General features: G+C 59.6%; 24 protein-coding genes. 20 read left to right on the top strand and 4 right to left on the bottom strand.

All coding sequences use genetic code 11. The features are described 5' to 3' along the window. The first annotated feature begins 155 nt into the window (after positions 1–155). The 19 genes from rplN to sugE all read left to right on the top strand — a co-directional run bounded on the left by rplN (position 156) and on the right by sugE (position 13,013). The gene (gene rplN, locus BLX89_RS00685) at positions 156–524 is read left to right on the top strand and encodes a 50S ribosomal protein L14 (protein ID WP_018328276.1); all 369 of its coding nucleotides are present in this window, start codon (positions 156–158) and stop codon (positions 522–524) included. A 13-nt stretch (positions 525–537) separates the two neighbouring features. Then, positions 538–849, top strand: a complete 312-nt coding sequence (gene rplX / locus BLX89_RS00690) for a 50S ribosomal protein L24 (RefSeq protein ID WP_075288735.1) — start codon at positions 538–540, stop codon at positions 847–849. Continuing rightward, positions 842–1,399 (top strand): 50S ribosomal protein L5, encoded by a 558-nt coding sequence (gene rplE / locus BLX89_RS00695; protein WP_075288736.1) that lies wholly within the window; start codon positions 842–844, stop codon positions 1,397–1,399. The genes rplX and rplE overlap by 8 nt, the downstream gene beginning before the upstream one ends. A 30-nt stretch (positions 1,400–1,429) precedes the next feature. Further along, a complete protein-coding gene (gene rpsN, locus BLX89_RS00700) occupies positions 1,430–1,735 on the top strand; it encodes a 30S ribosomal protein S14 (protein ID WP_075288737.1) in 306 nt (101 codons plus the stop codon). A gap of 12 nt (positions 1,736–1,747) precedes the next feature. Then, entirely contained in the window at positions 1,748–2,146 is a 399-nt protein-coding gene (gene rpsH, locus BLX89_RS00705; RefSeq protein ID WP_075288738.1) for a 30S ribosomal protein S8, read from the top strand. 42 nt (positions 2,147–2,188) lie between these two features. Further along, positions 2,189–2,722: a 50S ribosomal protein L6 gene (rplF, locus tag BLX89_RS00710; protein ID WP_075288739.1), complete on the top strand. Its 534-nt coding sequence runs from the start codon at positions 2,189–2,191 to the stop codon at positions 2,720–2,722. A gap of 12 nt (positions 2,723–2,734) precedes the next feature. Continuing rightward, positions 2,735–3,097 (top strand): 50S ribosomal protein L18, encoded by a 363-nt coding sequence (rplR, locus tag BLX89_RS00715; protein ID WP_075288740.1) that lies wholly within the window; start codon positions 2,735–2,737, stop codon positions 3,095–3,097. 232 nt (positions 3,098–3,329) lie between these two features. Beyond that, entirely contained in the window at positions 3,330–3,899 is a 570-nt protein-coding gene (rpsE, locus tag BLX89_RS00720) for a 30S ribosomal protein S5 (RefSeq protein ID WP_075288741.1), read from the top strand. A 13-nt stretch (positions 3,900–3,912) separates the two neighbouring features. Continuing rightward, positions 3,913–4,116 (top strand): 50S ribosomal protein L30, encoded by a 204-nt coding sequence (rpmD, locus tag BLX89_RS00725; RefSeq protein WP_075288742.1) that lies wholly within the window; start codon positions 3,913–3,915, stop codon positions 4,114–4,116. Positions 4,117–4,129: 13 nt separating this feature from the next. Beyond that, positions 4,130–4,600: a 50S ribosomal protein L15 gene (gene rplO / locus BLX89_RS00730; RefSeq protein ID WP_075288743.1), complete on the top strand. Its 471-nt coding sequence runs from the start codon at positions 4,130–4,132 to the stop codon at positions 4,598–4,600. A gap of 227 nt (positions 4,601–4,827) precedes the next feature. After that, complete coding sequence (gene secY / locus BLX89_RS00735) at positions 4,828–6,168, top strand: preprotein translocase subunit SecY (protein ID WP_075288744.1); 1,341 nt, start codon at positions 4,828–4,830, stop codon at positions 6,166–6,168. Further along, entirely contained in the window at positions 6,165–6,743 is a 579-nt protein-coding gene (locus tag BLX89_RS00740; protein ID WP_075288745.1) for an adenylate kinase, read from the top strand. Before secY ends, BLX89_RS00740 begins: the two co-directional genes overlap by 4 nt. A gap of 226 nt (positions 6,744–6,969) precedes the next feature. Continuing rightward, positions 6,970–7,338, top strand: a complete 369-nt coding sequence (rpsM, locus tag BLX89_RS00745; protein ID WP_075288746.1) for a 30S ribosomal protein S13 — start codon at positions 6,970–6,972, stop codon at positions 7,336–7,338. Positions 7,339–7,578: 240 nt separating this feature from the next. Continuing rightward, complete coding sequence (gene rpsK, locus BLX89_RS00750; RefSeq protein ID WP_056319031.1) at positions 7,579–7,968, top strand: 30S ribosomal protein S11; 390 nt, start codon at positions 7,579–7,581, stop codon at positions 7,966–7,968. Positions 7,969–8,065: 97 nt separating this feature from the next. Continuing rightward, positions 8,066–9,076, top strand: coding sequence for a DNA-directed RNA polymerase subunit alpha (locus BLX89_RS00755; protein WP_037100639.1), 1,011 nt, complete (start codon positions 8,066–8,068; stop codon positions 9,074–9,076). A gap of 121 nt (positions 9,077–9,197) precedes the next feature. Next, the gene (rplQ, locus tag BLX89_RS00760; protein WP_075288747.1) at positions 9,198–9,623 is read left to right on the top strand and encodes a 50S ribosomal protein L17; all 426 of its coding nucleotides are present in this window, start codon (positions 9,198–9,200) and stop codon (positions 9,621–9,623) included. A 176-nt stretch (positions 9,624–9,799) separates the two neighbouring features. Continuing rightward, a complete protein-coding gene (locus tag BLX89_RS00765) occupies positions 9,800–11,233 on the top strand; it encodes a DegQ family serine endoprotease (protein WP_075288748.1) in 1,434 nt (477 codons plus the stop codon). Then, positions 11,230–12,540: a replication-associated recombination protein A gene (locus BLX89_RS00770; RefSeq protein WP_075288749.1), complete on the top strand. Its 1,311-nt coding sequence runs from the start codon at positions 11,230–11,232 to the stop codon at positions 12,538–12,540. The genes BLX89_RS00765 and BLX89_RS00770 overlap by 4 nt, the downstream gene beginning before the upstream one ends. A 158-nt stretch (positions 12,541–12,698) precedes the next feature. Then, positions 12,699–13,013 carry a quaternary ammonium compound efflux SMR transporter SugE gene (sugE, locus tag BLX89_RS00775; protein ID WP_075288750.1) on the top strand — a complete coding sequence of 105 codons (315 nt, stop codon included), beginning with the start codon at positions 12,699–12,701 and terminating at the stop codon, positions 13,011–13,013. 134 nt (positions 13,014–13,147) lie between these two features. Here sugE and BLX89_RS00780 read toward each other — a convergent pair whose 3' ends face one another. From BLX89_RS00780 to crcB, 4 genes are all read right to left on the bottom strand, one after another. Continuing rightward, entirely contained in the window at positions 13,148–13,933 is a 786-nt protein-coding gene (locus tag BLX89_RS00780) for an ATP12 family chaperone protein (protein WP_075288751.1), read from the bottom strand. Then, positions 13,926–14,591 carry an HAD-IA family hydrolase gene (locus BLX89_RS00785; RefSeq protein WP_075288752.1) on the bottom strand — a complete coding sequence of 222 codons (666 nt, stop codon included), beginning with the start codon at positions 14,589–14,591 and terminating at the stop codon, positions 13,926–13,928. The genes BLX89_RS00780 and BLX89_RS00785 overlap by 8 nt, the downstream gene beginning before the upstream one ends. Further along, a complete protein-coding gene (locus tag BLX89_RS00790; RefSeq protein WP_075288753.1) occupies positions 14,591–15,577 on the bottom strand; it encodes an RluA family pseudouridine synthase in 987 nt (328 codons plus the stop codon). Before BLX89_RS00790 ends, BLX89_RS00785 begins: the two co-directional genes overlap by 1 nt. Positions 15,578–15,695: 118 nt before the next feature. After that, positions 15,696–16,073, bottom strand: a complete 378-nt coding sequence (crcB, locus tag BLX89_RS00795) for a fluoride efflux transporter CrcB (RefSeq protein WP_075288754.1) — start codon at positions 16,071–16,073, stop codon at positions 15,696–15,698. Positions 16,074–16,206: 133 nt separating this feature from the next. Here crcB and BLX89_RS00800 point away from each other — a divergent pair, with 133 nt between their 5' ends. After that, the gene (locus BLX89_RS00800; RefSeq protein WP_075288755.1) at positions 16,207–16,515 is read left to right on the top strand and encodes a DUF1883 domain-containing protein; all 309 of its coding nucleotides are present in this window, start codon (positions 16,207–16,209) and stop codon (positions 16,513–16,515) included. The last annotated feature ends 24 nt before the right edge of the window (positions 16,516–16,539 follow it).

Consider the following 16,539-nt stretch of genomic DNA (forward strand, 5'->3'; position numbering starts at 1 on the left):
TGCTTTGAGCGCACGGAAGGTCCTTTAACCAAGGAAACCACCCTGGCAACGATCGATCCCGCGCACGAACAAAATTTCCATAAGCTGGAACAGGGGGCTTCTCCGTCGATGGAGCGTGCCCAACCGGTCCGGTAACAACAAGAAGGCGACCTGATATGATTCAGATGCAAACAAACCTCGACGTGGCGGATAATTCCGGCGCACGTCGTGTCATGTGCATCAAGGTGCTGGGCGGTTCCAAGCGCAAGTACGCTTCGGTCGGCGACATTATCGTCGTTTCGATCAAGGAAGCTATTCCGCGCGGCCGCGTCAAGAAGGGTGATGTTATGAAGGCGGTTGTTGTACGCACCGCCAAGGACATTCGTCGTCCGGACGGCAGCGTCATCCGCTTCGATAACAACGCAGCTGTTCTTATCGATAACAAGAAAGAGCCGATCGGCACCCGTATCTTCGGACCGGTTCCGCGCGAACTGCGCGCCAAGAACCACATGAAGATCATCTCGCTGGCTCCAGAAGTACTCTAAGGGAGCGACAGAGATGCAAAAGATTCGCAAGGGCGACAAGGTCGTCGTTTTGACCGGCAAGGACAAGGGCCGCACCGGTGAAGTGCTGCAGGTTCTCCCCAAGGAAGACCGTGCGGTTGTTCGTGGTGTGAACCTGGTGAAGCGTCACCAGCGCCAGACCCAGAGCCAGGAAGCCGGTATCATCAGCAAGGAAGCTTCCGTACACCTGTCCAACCTCGCGGTTGCTGACAAGGACGGCAAGCCGACCCGCGTTGGCTTCAAGGTTCTTGAAGACGGCAAAAAGGTCCGCGTGGCCAAGCGTTCGGGAGAAGTGATCGATGGCTGATAAGAATTACGAGCCCCGGCTCAAGAAGGAATACACGGACCGCATCCGTTCGGCCATGCAGGAGAAGTTCTCCTACGCCAACGTCATGCAGATCCCGCGTCTTGACAAGATCGTCATCAACATGGGCGTTGGTGAGTCGACTGCCGACTCCAAGAAGCCCACGGTTGCTGCTGCCGACCTCGCTGCTATCGCAGGTCAGAAGCCGGTCATCACCAAGGCTCGCAACTCCATCGCCGGCTTCAAGCTGCGCGAAGGCATGCCGATCGGCGCGAAGGTTACCCTGCGCGGCGCACGCATGTATGAGTTCCTCGATCGTCTCGTGAACATCGCTCTTCCGCGCGTTCGCGACTTCCGTGGCCTCAACCCGAAGTCCTTTGACGGCCGTGGCAACTTCGCCATGGGCATCAAGGAACACATTGTGTTCCCGGAGATCAACTACGACAAGGTTGATCAGATGTGGGGCATGGACATCATCGTTTGCACGACGGCTACCAACGACGACGAAGCACGCGCTCTGCTCACAGAGTTCAACTTCCCGTTCCGCCAGTAAGCCGTAACGACAAGCAGAAGGATAAGTTTTATGGCGAAAACGAGCGCAGTTGAAAAGAACAAGCGCCGCCGCAAGTTGGTCGCAGGCCAGGCACCCAAGCGGGCTGCCCTGAAGGCGATCATCATGAACCAGTCTCTTCCGATCGAAGAGCGGTTCAAGGCAACTCTGAAGCTGGCCTCCCTCCCGCGCGATGGTTCGAAGACCCGCGTACGCAACCGTTGCGAAGTCACCGGTCGTCCGCGCGCTTACTATCGTAAACTCAAGATGTCGCGTATCGCGCTTCGTGAACTTGGCAACTTCGGCCGCGTGCCGGGCGTTGTGAAGTCGAGCTGGTAAGGAGCTGGGCACATGGCAATGACTGATCCCCTGGGCGATATGCTCACCCGTATCCGCAACGGCGCTGCCCGTCGCAAGTCCAGCGTTTCGACGCCGGCTTCGAAGCTGCGCGCGCGCGTTCTGGATGTCCTTCAGGCTGAAGGTTACATCCGCGGCTACTCCGAAGTCGAATTCGGCAACGGCAAGTCCGAGCTGAACATCGAACTCAAGTACTATGAAGGTGCGTCCGTGATCCGTGAGATCGGCCGCGTCTCCAAGCCGGGCCGCCGAGTTTATGTCTCGGTCAAGTCCATTCCGCAGGTCGCGAACGGTCTCGGCATCACCATCCTTTCGACTCCGAAGGGTGTGATGGCTGATCACCAGGCACGCGAACAGAACGTTGGTGGCGAGGTTCTTTGCTCCGTATTCTAATACGGCGCAAGGATCTCCATAACGGACAGACAGGGTAAAACAATGTCTCGTATCGGTAAGAAGCCCGTTCAGGTTCCCGCTGGTGTCACCGCGACTGTCGATGGACAGAAGGTGACGGCAAAGGGCCCGAAGGGCGAACTCTTCTTCGTCGCAAACGACGAAGTTATCGTAAAGCTGGAAGACGGCGCTGTTGCTGTTTCCCCGGTTGACCAGTCCAAGGATGCTCGCTCGAAGTGGGGCATGTCCCGCACGATGATCGAAAACATCTTCAAGGGCGTCAAGGACGGTTACGAGCGCAAGCTCGAAATCAACGGCGTCGGTTACCGCGCTTCCATGCAGGGCAAGAACCTGCAGCTGGCACTCGGCTTCAGCCATGACGTCGTCTACCAGACGCCGGAAGGCATCACCATTGCTGTGCCGAAGCCGACGGAAATCGTCGTCACCGGCATCAACAAGCAGCAGGTCGGCCAGGTTGCAGCGGAAATCCGCGAATACCGCGGTCCCGAGCCCTACAAGGGCAAGGGCGTCAAGTATGCCGGCGAGCGGATTGTCCGCAAAGAAGGCAAGAAGAAGTAAGGATCACGCGAAATGGCTACAAGGAAAGATACACTTGTGCGTCGCGCCGCTCGCGTGCGCCGTCAAATCAAGGCCGTTGCCAACGGTCGTCCGCGCCTGTCGGTTCATCGCTCGTCGAAGAACATCTACGCTCAGGTTATCGATGACGTTGCAGGCAAGACGCTCGCGTCCGCCTCGACCCTCGATACGGATCTCCGCTCTTCGCTGAAGACTGGCGCCGATGCAGCAGCTGCTGCAGCCGTCGGCAAGCTTCTCGCCGAGCGCGCTTCGAAGGCTGGTGTCAAGGATGTCGTCTTTGACCGTGGCGCCTTCATCTATCACGGCCGCGTCAAGGCGCTCGCCGAGGCAGCCCGCGAAGGCGGTCTGAACTTCTAATGCAACTTTTCAGGCATTCGTGTCTGGACTTAGTGAAGTTGCTTGGACCGCTTAATTCCTGAAATCGCCCGGCGGTTTCAGGATAAGATTAAGCGGAACTCAAAGTGTTACAGCGCCCACAAGCGCGTCTGCGACGCGCGGCGCTGTAAAGACCCCGGTCGCTTCGGTCTTGCACCGAAGCGACTTTTGTCAATCTGCCGATTGCACCCGGAAAAGAAAAAGGAAAAGGACAATGGCACAAGAAAAAAGAGGTTCTCGCGAAGACCGCCAGAACCGCGAGGAGCGCGACAGCGAATTCGTCGATAAGCTCGTCGCCATCAACCGCGTCGCAAAAGTCGTCAAGGGCGGCCGTCGTTTCGGCTTTGCTGCTCTCGTCGTCGTTGGCGACCAGAAGGGCCGCGTAGGCTTCGGTCATGGCAAGGCACGCGAAGTGCCGGAAGCTATCCGTAAGGCCACCGAAGCTGCCAAGCGCGAACTGATTTTCGTTCCGCTGCGCTCCGGCCGTACGCTGCATCATGACGTTCACGGCCGCCACGGCGCCGGCAAGGTACTCCTCCGCGCTGCAAAGCCCGGTACCGGTATCATCGCTGGTGGTCCGATGCGCGCTGTCTTCGAAACCCTCGGCATGCACGACGTCGTTGCAAAGTCGACCGGTTCGTCGAACCCGTACAACATGATCCGCGCCACGTTCGACGCCCTCAAGAACCAGATGCACCCGAAGGACATCGCAGCACAGCGCGGCATGAAGTTTGCCACGCTTCAGGCTCGTCGTGCGTCCGCCGGCGTTGCTTCCGAAGAATAAGGGAGCCTGAACCATGGCCAAGAAAGAAACCGCAAAGAAGACGGTTACCGTCGAACAGATCGGTAGCCCCATTCGCCGCCCAGCCATTCAGCGCCAGACGCTGATCGGTCTCGGCCTCAACAAGATGCACCGGGTTCGTACTCTGGAAGACACGCCGTCTGTACGCGGCATGATCCGGTCGATCCAGCACCTCGTTCGCGTCGTCGACGAGAAGTGAGGGGGATACAGTCATGAAACTGAATGAAATCAAGGACAACGAAGGCTCGACCAAGAACCGCAAGCGCCTCGGCCGCGGTATCGGCTCGGGCTCCGGCAAGACCGGTGGTCGCGGTGTCAAGGGTCAGAAGGCTCGTTCGGGCGTTGCGATCAACGGCTTCGAAGGCGGTCAGATGCCAATCTACCGTCGTCTGCCGAAGCGCGGCTTCAACAACATCTTCCGTGCGGATTTTGTTGTCGTGTCGCTCGGCCGCATCCAGACTGCAATCGACGCCAAGAAGCTTGACGCTTCCGCCGCGATCGATGCTGCTGCCCTGACGGCTGCCGGCGTTATCCGCCGCGCCAAGGATGGCGTTCGCGTTCTGGCCGATGGCGAACTGACGGCGAAGGTTTCGCTCGAAGTTGCCGGTGCTTCCAAGTCTGCGATCGAAAAGATCGAAAAGGCTGGCGGCTCCATCAAGCTGCTTTCGGGCGCTGCTGAATAATTTGCTTTGAGAACCGCCCGGGGTGCTTCACACCGGGCGGTTTTGCTCCCATATGTGAGCCCTCACCGAAAATGCGGCAGGATAAGCCGTAACGCATTGAACGGAGACCTCGTGGGCCCATGATTGCAGTCGCAGTCGTTTTCGCGCCGGTTTCCAACCACAAAATTTAGCTTTTCCGGAGCAACCGGTTCGTTCCGCGGGTTCCGATAGGCTACGCGGAGAATTGCATGGCTTCTGCAGCGGAACAGCTCGCCTCCAACCTGAACTTCTCGACCTTTGCCAAGGCAGAGGATCTGAAGAAACGCCTCTGGTTCACCCTTGGTGCGCTGCTGGTGTATCGCCTCGGCACCTATATCCCGTTGCCCGGCCTCAACCCTGATGCGTTTGCCCAGGCCTTTCAGGGCCAGAGCGGCGGCATCCTCGGTCTTTTCAACATGTTCTCCGGTGGCGCCGTCGAGCGCATGGCGATCTTCGCCCTCGGGATCATGCCCTATATTTCCGCCTCCATCATCGTTCAGCTGATGACCTCGGTCGTTCCTTCGCTGGAGCAGCTGAAGAAGGAAGGCGAGCAGGGCCGCAAGATCATCAACCAGTACACCCGCTACGGCACGGTTCTTCTCGGAACGCTGCAGGCCTACGGCATCGCGGTCGGACTTGAGAGCGGAAACGGTCTCGTCGTCGATCCCGGCTGGTTCTTCAAGATTTCCACGGTCATCTCGCTGCTCGGCGGCACGATGTTCCTGATGTGGCTTGGCGAGCAGATCACCTCGCGCGGTATCGGCAACGGTATTTCGCTGATCATCTTCGCCGGTATCGTCGCACATCTGCCGACGGCTCTCGCCGGCACCCTCGAACTCGGCCGCACCGGCGCTCTTTCGACCCCGCTGATTCTCGCGATCATCGTCATGGTCGTCGCCGTAATCGCGCTGATCGTCTTCGTCGAGCGCGCCCAGCGCCGGCTTCTGATCCAGTATCCGAAGCGGCAAGTGGGCAACCGCATGTTCCAGGGCGATACGTCGCACCTGCCGCTGAAGCTGAACACCGCCGGCGTCATCCCTGCAATTTTCGCGTCCTCGCTGCTGCTTCTGCCGGCGACCCTCGCGGGTTTTGCAAACAGCGCATCGCTTCCCGGCTGGGCAACGACCGTCGTCGCCGCCCTTGGCCATGGCCAGCCGCTTTACATGGTGCTGTACGGCGCAATGATTGCGTTCTTCGCCTTCTTCTACACGGCGATCGTGTTCAACCCGAAGGATACGGCCGATAACCTGAAGAAGCATGGCGGCTTCATCCTGGGCATTCGTCCGGGCGAGCGCACCGCTGAATACATTGATTACGTCCTGACGCGCATCACCGTTGTCGGTGCTCTCTATCTGATGTTCGTCTGCATTCTGCCTGAAGTTCTCATCGCGCAGACCGGCGTGCCGTTCTACCTTGGTGGTACGTCGCTTTTGATTGTTGTCAGCGTCACCCTTGATACTGTAGCACAGGTTCAGGGTCACCTTATTGCTCAGCAGTATGAGGGGCTGATCAAGAAGTCGAAGCTGCGTGGAGGGAAGAGGGGACGATGAGACTGATATTTTTGGGGCCGCCGGGTGCCGGTAAGGGCACGCAGGCAAAGCTGCTGACGGAAAAGTACAACATTCCGCAGCTTTCCACCGGCGACATGCTGCGTGCGGCCGTTGCCGAGCAGAGCGAAGTTGGCAAGCGCGCCAAGGCCGTGATGGATGCGGGGCAGCTGGTTTCCGACGAGATCGTCAACGAGATCGTTTCCGATCGAATCGATCAGCCGGACTGTGCTGCGGGGTTCATTCTTGACGGCTATCCGCGCACAGTCCCCCAGGCTGTCGCTCTGGCGAAGATGCTCGAAGGCAAGGGGCTGACGCTCGATGCCGTGATTGAGCTGAAGGTCGATGAAGAAGCGCTTTTGAAACGCATCGAGAATCGTGTAGCAGAAACCCTCGCCGCAGGTGGCAAGGTTCGTTCCGACGATAATCCGGAATCGGTGAAGAAGCGTCTCGTGGAATATCGCGAGAAGACGGCGCCGCTTTCGCAGCATTATGCCTCGACCGGTCAGTTGAAGACTGTTGATGGCATGGCTGATGTCGGGGTTGTTACCCGCGAGATCGAGAAAATCCTGGGCTGACCCTTCGGGTGAGCCCAAAAAGCAAGTGACGGGAGTTGACTTTTACAGTCGATTCCGTCAAACACCGCGCTAACTCGCAACATGCAGGGATCGGCGCGGATTTCGAGACGAAGTCCGGGTGCGATCTTTTTGACGTGTTCCGAACATCAACTTAACGGTCAGTCCTTTGTGGCTGGATAACGAAGTACCTATTGCCGGACGGCAACTGGAAGCAAGGAGAACAGGCGTGGCTCGTATCGCTGGCGTCAACATCCCGACTGCAAAGCGCGTAGTTATCGCGCTGACCTACATTCACGGGATCGGTCCGAAATTTGCGCAGGAAATCATGGAAAAGGTCGGCCTTCCGGCTGACAAGCGCGTCCATCAGCTGACGGACTCGGAAGTCCTGCAGATCCGTGAAGCCATCGACCGTGACTATCAGGTCGAAGGTGACCTGCGTCGCGAGACCTCGATGAACATCAAGCGTCTGATGGACCTCGGCTGCTACCGCGGTCTGCGTCATCGCCGCTCGCTGCCGGTTCGCGGTCAGCGCACGCACACCAATGCCCGCACCCGCAAGGGTCCGGCAAAGGCGATTGCTGGCAAGAAGAAGTAATTTCCCTTCAGGGGAAAAGGAGAGGCTGGTGCTCGGCGCCGGCCTCTTTTTGTAGTTTCGGAAGGGGCGTCCAGAATGCCCCTCCCGGTGGAGCTGCTGGCATTACGGCAGTGACGATATCGCCGCGCAGACCTCTCGTTCGGATTGCGTAAAGACTGGAATTCAGGTGGGGCTCTTTGGAGCTCTTCCGGTGGAGCCGCTGGAACTACGGCGGTGCAGAGATCAACGAAAGGTAATACCATGGCCAAGGAAGCCACCCGCGTTCGCCGTCGCGAACGTAAGAACATTTCGACGGGCGTTGCTCACGTCAACTCCTCGTTCAACAACACCATGATCACCATCACCGACGCACAGGGCAACGCGATTGCCTGGTCGTCTGCTGGTTCGAAGGGCTTCAAGGGTTCGCGCAAGTCGACCCCGTTTGCTGCCCAGATCGCTGCCGAAGATGCTGCCAAGAAGGCGCAGGAACATGGCATGAAGACGCTCGAAGTTGAAGTTTGCGGCCCGGGTTCCGGCCGTGAATCGGCTCTGCGCGCTCTGCAGGCTGCCGGCTTCATGATCACCTCGATCCGTGACGTCACGCCGATCCCGCACAACGGTTGCCGTCCGCGCAAGAAGCGCCGCGTCTGATCATTCACTTCGTCGGCCGGGGGAGGGTTACTTCCTCCGGTGCTTCAGGGCTCGGTTGCCACGATAGAATGGTGGCAACGAACGGAAGGCAAAACACATGATTCAGAAAAACTGGCAGGAACTCATCAAGCCGAACAAGGTCGAGTTCTCCTCTTCCGGCCGCACCAAGGTAAGCCTTGTTGCCGAGCCGCTTGAGCGTGGCTTCGGTCTGACCCTCGGCAACGCGCTTCGTCGCGTTCTTCTGTCGTCGCTTCGTGGCGCTGCGGTTACCGCAGTCCAGATCGACGGCGTCCTGCACGAGTTCTCCTCCATCCCCGGCGTTCGGGAAGATGTGACGGACATCGTGCTCAACATCAAGGAAATCGCCATCAAGATGGATGGCGACGACGCAAAGCGCATGGTCGTGCGCAAGCAGGGTCCGGGCGTTGTTACCGCCGGTGATATTCAGACGGTTGGCGATATCGAAATCCTCAACCCGAACCATGTGATCTGCACCCTCGACGAGGGCGCCGAGATCCGCATGGAGTTCACCGTCAACAACGGCAAGGGCTACGTGCCGGCCGACCGCAACCGTTCGGAAGATGCTCCGATCGGCCTCATCCCGGTCGACAGCCTGTATTCGCCGGTCAAGAAAGTGTCCTACAAGGTGGAAAACACCCGCGAAGGCCAGGTTCTCGACTACGACAAGCTGTCCATGCAGATCGAGACCGACGGTTCCGTCACCGGTGAAGATGCAGTCGCTTTCGCGGCCCGCATCCTTCAGGACCAGCTCGGCGTCTTCGTCAATTTCGACGAGCCGCAGAAGGAAGCCGAAGAAGAAGCCGTTACCGAACTGGCCTTCAACCCGGCGCTCCTCAAGAAGGTCGACGAACTGGAACTTTCCGTCCGTTCGGCGAACTGCCTGAAGAACGACAACATCGTCTATATCGGCGACCTCATTCAGAAGACCGAAGCCGAAATGCTTCGCACTCCGAACTTTGGCCGCAAGTCGCTCAACGAAATCAAGGAAGTTCTCGCTTCCATGGGTCTGCACCTCGGCATGGAAGTGCCTGCATGGCCGCCCGAGAACATCGAAGATCTCGCCAAGCGCTACGAAGATCAGTACTGAACAAACAAAAGGCAGGTGTAACTTGCCTTTCCCAGTCAAACAGCAGGTCGCAGACCTGTATGTGCCAGGAAACGGCAGGGCCTTGAGAGAAAAGGTCGCCTGCACTTAAAGGAGAATAGCAATGCGCCACCAGAAAGCCGGCCGCAAGCTCAATAGAACCGCCAGCCACCGCAAGGCAATGTTTGCCAACATGGCTGCTTCGCTCATCGAGCATGAGCAGATCGTAACGACCCTGCCGAAGGCAAAGGAAATCCGTCCGATCGTCGAGAAGCTCGTAACCCTCGGCAAGCGCGGCGACCTGCACGCTCGTCGTCAGGCCATCTCGCAGATCCGCGACGTTGCTGTTGTTGCCAAGCTGTTCGACGCGATTGCTTCGCGTTACGCAACCCGCAACGGCGGTTACCTTCGCATCATGAAGGCAGGCTACCGTCACGGCGACAATGCCGCTCTCGCTGTCATCGAATTCGTTGACCGCGACCCGGCCGCAAAGGGTGCCAAGGATCTGGCCCGCGTTGCTGCCGAAGCAGAAGCTGCCGAAGCCGCTTGATATTTTCCGATCTTCGGAAATGCAGACAGCCGGGCCGAAAGCCCGGCTGTTTTGCGTTTTGCGCCTGAAAATTAGCGCATGTATAAGGGTTCGACATCTTCACGGTTCCGCCGTCTTTGCATTTTAGCCATGAAGACCTATCTCTTTGTTCCCATGACCGATTCCAGCAGGTTCTCATGACCCGTAAAACCCTTGCTCTCGCGTTGTCCGCGGTGGCCGGCCTGGCCGTTCTCGCTTTTGTCTTCCAGCCGGAAACCGGCACCGCCCAGACCAGTGCGGCGGACGTCCAGAAGGCTGTTCCGCAAAGCCATGTCGAGATGCAGCTGTCCTTCGCCCCGCTCGTCAAGCAGACCGCGAATGCTGTGGTGAATGTCTATGCGGAAAAGACGGTCGAGGGCCGCTCGCTGTTTTCCGGCGATCCCTTCTTCGAACAGTTCTTCGGCCAGCGGATGCCGAACCGTTCTGAAAAACAGTCCTCGCTCGGCTCGGGCGTGATTGTCGGGCAGAACGGCATTGTGGTCACCAACAACCACGTCATCGAAGGCGCCGACGATATCAAGGTGGCGCTGGCCGATGGCCGCGAATTTGCCAGCAAGGTAATGTTGAAAGACGATCGGCTCGATTTGGCCGTGCTGAAGATTGAATCGGACGGCCCGTTCGACACGGTTCCCTTTGGCAATTCCGATGCGGTGGAGGTGGGCGATCTGGTGCTGGCGATCGGCAATCCCTTTGGCGTCGGCCAGACGGTGACCTCAGGTATCGTCTCGGCGCTCGCCCGCAATCAGGTCGTCTCTGGCGATTTCGGCTTCTTTATACAGACCGATGCCGCGATCAATCCCGGCAATTCCGGCGGTGGCCTCATCAACATGAAGGGTGAACTGATCGGTATCAACACGGCGATCTTCTCGCGTGGTGGCGGCTCGAACGGCGTCGGTTTCGCGATCCCCGCCAATCTGGCCAAAGTTTTCGTGGCGTCCGCGGAAGGCGGCAATGGCAGCTTCCGTCGTCCCTATATCGGTGCGAGTTTCGAGCCTGTGACGTCGGAAGTCGCCGAGGCCCTGGGCTTGACCCGCGCGCGCGGCGCGCTCGTGAGCTCCGTGGTGGAAGGCGGACCTGCGGCAACGGCCGGTTTGCGGCCCGGCGAGGTGGTGCTGGCGGTCAATGGTATTCCTGTGGAGCATCCCGATGCTTTAGGCTATCGCCTGACGACGGTCGGTGTCGGTCAAGACGCCAAGCTGACGGTCGCGGACAATGGCGACAGCCGTGAGATTATGCTCGCGCTGTCGGACGCCCCGGAAAAGCCAGCGCGGGATGAACGGTTGATCGAAGGGCGCAATCCGTTCGCCGGTGCGGTGGTGGCCAATCTCTCGCCGCGCCTTGCCGATGAGCTTCATATGCCGGGCGGCGTCCGCGGTGTGGTGATCACCCAGATCAATCGCGGTTCGCCCGCTGCGCGCCTTGGCTTTCAACCGAGAGACATTATTGTCGCCATCAATGGCGAATCGGTCGAAAGCTCCGAAGCTCTCGAAAAACTGGCCGCCGACGATCCATCCTTCTGGCGCGTCGAGATCGAACGCGACGGACAGCGCATCCGACAGTTTTTCCGATGAGCGATCTCTTTTCGCCCCATGAACCTCCGGGCATGGAGAACAGGCGACCGCTGGCAGATCGCCTGCGGCCGCAAAACCTTGCCGAGGTGACCGGGCAGGGGCACCTGACCGGCGAAGACGGTGTGCTGACGCGCATGATTGCATCCGGCACGCTTGGCTCGATGATCTTCTGGGGGCCGCCGGGAACCGGCAAGACGACGGTCGCGAGATTGCTTTCCGGGCAGGCCGGCCTCGCCTTCGAGCAGATCTCGGCGATCTTTTCCGGCGTAGCCGATCTGAAGAAGGTTTTCGAATCGGCGCGCGCCCGTCGCATGTCCGGCCGGCAAACCCTGCTGTTCGTCGACGAGATCCATCGCTTCAACCGTGCGCAGCAGGATAGCTTCCTGCCGGTCATGGAGGATGGCACCGTTATCCTCGTTGGTGCGACCACGGAAAATCCGTCCTTCGAGCTCAATGCCGCTCTTTTGTCACGCGCCCGTGTGCTGACGTTCAAGCCTCATGACGAGGCGAGCCTGGGCGAGTTGCTCGGGCGGGCTGAAGAGATCGAAGCCCGACCCTTGCCACTCGACGAAGATGCCAGGGCGAGCCTCATTCGCATGGCTGACGGCGATGGTCGCGCGGTGCTCACACTGGCGGAGGAGGTTTGGCGCGCGGCGCGCAAGGAAGAGATTTTCGATGCGGCGGCGCTGCAGGAGATCGTGCAGCGGCGCGCGCCCGTCTACGACAAGGGGCAGGATGGCCACTACAATCTGATCTCCGCCTTGCATAAATGCGTTCGTGGCTCGGACCCTGACGCGGCGCTCTACTATCTCTGCCGCATGTTCGATGCCGGAGAAGATCCGCTGTATCTTGGACGCCGGCTGGTGCGGATGGCGGTGGAGGATATCGGCCTTGCCGATCCGCAGGCGCTCGTCATCTGCAATGCCGCCAAGGATGCCTATGATTATCTCGGCTCGCCCGAAGGCGAACTGGCGCTGGCGCAGGCCTGCGTCTACCTTGCCACGGCGCCAAAATCGAACGCAGTCTATACGGCTTACAAATCCGCGATGCGCGCAGCCAAGGAAAACGGCTCGCTGCTGCCGCCAAAGCACATCCTCAACGCCCCGACCAAGCTGATGAAGGGCGAGGGTTATGGCGACGGCTATCGTTACGATCACGACGAGCCGGATGCCTTCTCCGGCCAGGATTATTTTCCGGAGAAAATGGGTCGCAAGACCTTCTACGATCCGCCGGAGCGCGGTTTCGAGCGGGAGCTTCGCAAGCGGCTGGAGTGGTGGGCAAAGCTGCGGCGTGAGCGCAACGGCTGATCGAGCCATGCCTCTCCGCCATGGCTCCTTTGCCATCCGGCATCTTGCTTTGAGGCAAGCGAAATGCGATATGAGAGACATATGCAGACGGCTGCAGGACAGCTTAATCCTGTCTAACATCCGCGGGGACGGCCTCGCTCCTTTGAACGGAGTTTATCATGGCCTGGACCATTCTTTTCCTTGCGGGACTTTTTGAAATCGGTTGGGCGATCGGCCTAAAATACACCGACGGTTTCACCAAGCCGCTGCCAACCGTGCTGACGGCAGCCTCAATGATCATCAGCGTCGTACTGCTCGGCATTGCCATGCGCAGTCTGCCGCTGGGCACGTCCTACGCAATCTGGACCGGGATCGGCACGGTCGGCACCGTCATCCTCGGCATCTTCCTTTTCGCCGAGCCTGCGACAGCAATCCGCCTCGGCTGCATTGGGCTGATCGTTGTGGGTATTGCCGGGTTGAAACTTACGGCTTAAGCCAACGCGGGAAAGCCGCGCCGCTCTTCCCACGCCGTCATGGCCGGGCTTGACCCGACCATCTGCTGGTCGATCAATATGGACAGACTGGAAGATTCTCGGCTCAAGGCCGAGGATGGCGCAGGACGGGCTTTTTAGCGCAGCGCATCCAGCGTCTTTGCCGCCGCCTGCATATCCTGCCAGCGGTTTTCTCGCCGCTGGAAGGCTTCCTCGTCCGTTCCCCAGTGCTCGATCTGCCAGTCTTCGTCGATATGGGCAAGTTCCCACGCTTCTTCAGCAGAAATGCGACGCTCGGCAAAGGCGAGAGCGAGTAGGGCGGAGCCGGTCAGCGACGTGATCGTGTGCAGGCAGGCAAGCCCGAGCGGCGTCGCATAGGCGCGCAAAGCGCCGGCGAAGGCATTGGTGGCGGCGCGCGGCTGCTCCTGATGAACGATGCCTTCCGCCAGAATGAACCGGGCGCCGAGGCTGTCGGCAGCCCAGGAAAGGATCGGATCCCAACGCTCTGTCTGACGGGCAACGAGACCTTCCGGCTCGGCGGCGCGGTAACAGAGAAGGTCCGTGCCAGAGAATTTCAGGATATCGTCGAACACAGCGCGGATATCGTTGGCAACGCCATCAAGAGCCGTGTTGGCAAGCCGGGTCACGGGCATCGTGGCGGGATTGATGACGTCCTTCTGGGCGTCCCACTCCTCTGCGAGAAGGGCGGCAACTTTCTCGGTCGGCACCGTCAGCGGGTTTTTCGCCGGTGTGCGTACATTGCGGCCATCGAGCAGAACCGCGTAGCCGCCTGCTTCAGCGGGCGCCACTGTCACTGTCGTATAGAAGCGCTTCGGCAGGGGCTTCAGCATTTGGATCTGTGCGCGGCGTACGGGATCGGGATCGCTGAGCGCGCCGGTCAGGTCATCGCGGATATCAGGCATGCTGTATCTCCATCCACTTCAAGATTTCGTCCGGTGTGCGCACGATATGGTCGGCGCCGGCTTCGACCAGATCCGGCACCGAGGCATAACCCCAGGAGACGCCGATGGCGCGGGCGCCGGCGCTCTTGGCCATCTGCATGTCATAGATCGCATCGCCGATGACGATGGTGTCTCGCGGATCGATCCCTGCTTCCGCGCAGCATTCCGTCACCATCGCCGGATGCGGCTTGGAGGGGCAGTCGTCGGCCGTGCGTGACGTGAAGAATGTCTTTTCAAATCCGTGGCTTGCGCAGATCATTTGAAGTCCGCGCCGGGACTTTCCCGTAACGGCACCCAGGATAATATCGTCCATCTTCGCCAGAGCCGCGATCATCGGGGCGATGCCGGGGTACAGGGGCTCCTGAAAGCCGGGCTCGGAGCGAACGCCGGTGAAGATCGACTTGTAATGCGCCGTCATTTCCAGCGCCTGGTCGTCCACATGAGGCAGGCCGCGCATGCGGGCGATCGCGATATCCAGCGTCAGTCCGATAATGCTCTTGGTCTGCGAAAGCTCGGGGCGGGGCAGGCCGAAGTCGACGAAGGTGCGGGCCATGACCTCATGGATCAGGCCGGCGCTATCGACCAGCGTGCCGTCGCAGTCGAAGAGAACCAACTGCATCAGTCTTCTTCCCCGGCATTGTCGAGGTCGAAGCCGAACAAGTTCCAGCTCTGTGTCATGTGCTGCGGCATGGGCGCGGTGATCTTCAGGCGGCCGCCATCCGGGTGAGGGATATCGATGTGGCGGGCGTGGAGATGCAGCCGGTTCTGGACACCACCGGGAAAATTCCAGTTGGTATCGTCATCGAAATATTTCGGATCGCCGAGGATCGGATGGCCGATATACTGGGCGTGAACGCGCAGCTGATGGGTGCGACCGGTATAAGGCTCCATCTGCAGCCAGGCGAAATTCTGGCCCGCCTGTTCGAGAATCTTATAATAGGAAATTGCGTGATCGGCGCCTTCTTCGCCATGTTTTGCGATGCGCATGCGATCGCCGTCCGGCGTCTGTTCCTTGACGAGCCATGTCGAAAGCTTGTCTTCCCGCTTGCGGGGCACACCTTTCACCAGTGCCCAATAGGTCTTCTTGGTGTCGCGTTCGCGGAAGGCTGCCGTCAGTTTCTGCGCCGCGCCGCGGGTGCGAGCGATCACGAGCACACCGGACGTATCGCGATCGAGGCGGTGAACGAGACGCGGCTTTTCACCCTTGGGGCTGGTCCAGGCTTCGAGCATCTGGTCGATATGTCTGTTCACGCCGGAGCCGCCCTGTACGGCGATGCCCGGCGGCTTGTTGAGCACGATCACCTTGGCGTCTTCATGCAGCAGCATACGCGACAGGAGTTCGTGATCTGATGCGTTGCGCAGGTCCCGGCCGGCGATCGGGCCGGTCTTCTTGGCATCGACGTCCATCGGCGGGATACGGATGACCTGGCCGGGTTGGACGCGGGTATCGGATTTTACCCGGCCGCCATCGACGCGGATCTGGCCTGAGCGAAGAAGCTTCTGCAGCGGGCCGAAGCCGAGGCCGGGATAGTGCACCTTGAACCAGCGATCGAGCCGCATGCCCGTTTCGTCGGCTTCCACCTGCCTGTGTTCGATACCTGCCATCAACTTAATCCGCTTTCATCACCACGCGCCCATCATGCGATGCCGGATCGCCTGAAGAAAGGGGCTTTTCTGTATTCTTGGCCTCATGCCACGCAGATGCGCGGCCGGCAGGCAGGCTTTAGACTATTGCGCGCATCAGGGCCAGCCCGGCAACGACGGCGAGACCCGAAAGAATGACGCTGGAGCCCACATAAATGGCCGCGGGGACAGTTTCGCCGCGCTCAAGGAGGGCGATGGCGTCGAGCGAAAAGGCGGAGAAGGTGGTGTAGCCGCCGAGAATGCCGGTGATCATGAAGACGCGCATTTCCGGCGAGCCGGAAAATTTCTGCATGATCAGTTCCGAGATCAGGCCGATGAGGAATGAGCCGGTGACGTTGACGGTCAGCGTTCCCCACGGGAAGCTCGGGCCGAAGCTGCGCAGCGTACCGAGACCGACGAGATAGCGTAGGACGGAACCAAGGGCACCGCCGAGGGCGACGAGAAGAATATGGGTCATTTGCGCGCCATTAGCGCATCTTTGCGCCGTTGAAAAGCTTTGCAGCAATTATCAGGCCTGGATCGGGATAAGCGGCGCTTAAGATTTGGCTGCTTAAATGCCTGCTAATACGCTTCGTCACACGGACGCAACAATGACCGCTGCAATCAAATTTACCCACTATGACCTCAAGCTGCTGCGCGCGGGCATCACGGTCGAAATCACGCTTTCGGCTGTCGCCAATGTGCGGTTGATGTCGGCAAAGAACTTCGCTCTCTACAAGGAGACGTTGAAGCACCAGTTCATTGGTGGCGTAGCTCGCAAATCGCCCATTCGGCTGACGATTCCGCAAGCGGGCCACTGGCATGTCGTGGTGGATATGGAAGGCCATCATGGCCATGCGGAATCGAGCATCCGCATCATCGAGACCGCCGCTGCCCCGCGTTTCCAATCGGCCCGGTGAGAAAAGGCTGCATGCGAACCATGC

Origin of the sequence: Pararhizobium arenae (assembly GCF_001931685.1) — a bacterium.
Classification (GTDB): Bacteria; Pseudomonadota; Alphaproteobacteria; order Rhizobiales; family Rhizobiaceae; genus Pararhizobium; species Pararhizobium arenae.

Coding starts and splice junctions, on each gene's coding strand:
- rplN (WP_018328276.1), top strand. CDS start 156: ATGATTCAGATGCAAACAAACCTCGACGTGGCGGATAATTCCGGCGCA.
- rplX (WP_075288735.1), top strand. CDS start 538: ATGCAAAAGATTCGCAAGGGCGACAAGGTCGTCGTTTTGACCGGCAAG.
- rplE (WP_075288736.1), top strand. CDS start 842: ATGGCTGATAAGAATTACGAGCCCCGGCTCAAGAAGGAATACACGGAC.
- rpsN (WP_075288737.1), top strand. CDS start 1,430: ATGGCGAAAACGAGCGCAGTTGAAAAGAACAAGCGCCGCCGCAAGTTG.
- rpsH (WP_075288738.1), top strand. CDS start 1,748: ATGGCAATGACTGATCCCCTGGGCGATATGCTCACCCGTATCCGCAAC.
- rplF (WP_075288739.1), top strand. CDS start 2,189: ATGTCTCGTATCGGTAAGAAGCCCGTTCAGGTTCCCGCTGGTGTCACC.
- rplR (WP_075288740.1), top strand. CDS start 2,735: ATGGCTACAAGGAAAGATACACTTGTGCGTCGCGCCGCTCGCGTGCGC.
- rpsE (WP_075288741.1), top strand. CDS start 3,330: ATGGCACAAGAAAAAAGAGGTTCTCGCGAAGACCGCCAGAACCGCGAG.
- rpmD (WP_075288742.1), top strand. CDS start 3,913: ATGGCCAAGAAAGAAACCGCAAAGAAGACGGTTACCGTCGAACAGATC.
- rplO (WP_075288743.1), top strand. CDS start 4,130: ATGAAACTGAATGAAATCAAGGACAACGAAGGCTCGACCAAGAACCGC.
- secY (WP_075288744.1), top strand. CDS start 4,828: ATGGCTTCTGCAGCGGAACAGCTCGCCTCCAACCTGAACTTCTCGACC.
- BLX89_RS00740 (WP_075288745.1), top strand. CDS start 6,165: ATGAGACTGATATTTTTGGGGCCGCCGGGTGCCGGTAAGGGCACGCAG.
- rpsK (WP_056319031.1), top strand. CDS start 7,579: ATGGCCAAGGAAGCCACCCGCGTTCGCCGTCGCGAACGTAAGAACATT.
- BLX89_RS00755 (WP_037100639.1), top strand. CDS start 8,066: ATGATTCAGAAAAACTGGCAGGAACTCATCAAGCCGAACAAGGTCGAG.
- rplQ (WP_075288747.1), top strand. CDS start 9,198: ATGCGCCACCAGAAAGCCGGCCGCAAGCTCAATAGAACCGCCAGCCAC.
- BLX89_RS00765 (WP_075288748.1), top strand. CDS start 9,800: ATGACCCGTAAAACCCTTGCTCTCGCGTTGTCCGCGGTGGCCGGCCTG.
- BLX89_RS00770 (WP_075288749.1), top strand. CDS start 11,230: ATGAGCGATCTCTTTTCGCCCCATGAACCTCCGGGCATGGAGAACAGG.
- sugE (WP_075288750.1), top strand. CDS start 12,699: ATGGCCTGGACCATTCTTTTCCTTGCGGGACTTTTTGAAATCGGTTGG.
- BLX89_RS00780 (WP_075288751.1), bottom strand. CDS start 13,933: ATGCCTGATATCCGCGATGACCTGACCGGCGCGCTCAGCGATCCCGAT.
- BLX89_RS00785 (WP_075288752.1), bottom strand. CDS start 14,591: ATGCAGTTGGTTCTCTTCGACTGCGACGGCACGCTGGTCGATAGCGCC.
- BLX89_RS00790 (WP_075288753.1), bottom strand. CDS start 15,577: ATGGCAGGTATCGAACACAGGCAGGTGGAAGCCGACGAAACGGGCATG.
- crcB (WP_075288754.1), bottom strand. CDS start 16,073: ATGACCCATATTCTTCTCGTCGCCCTCGGCGGTGCCCTTGGTTCCGTC.
- BLX89_RS00800 (WP_075288755.1), top strand. CDS start 16,207: ATGACCGCTGCAATCAAATTTACCCACTATGACCTCAAGCTGCTGCGC.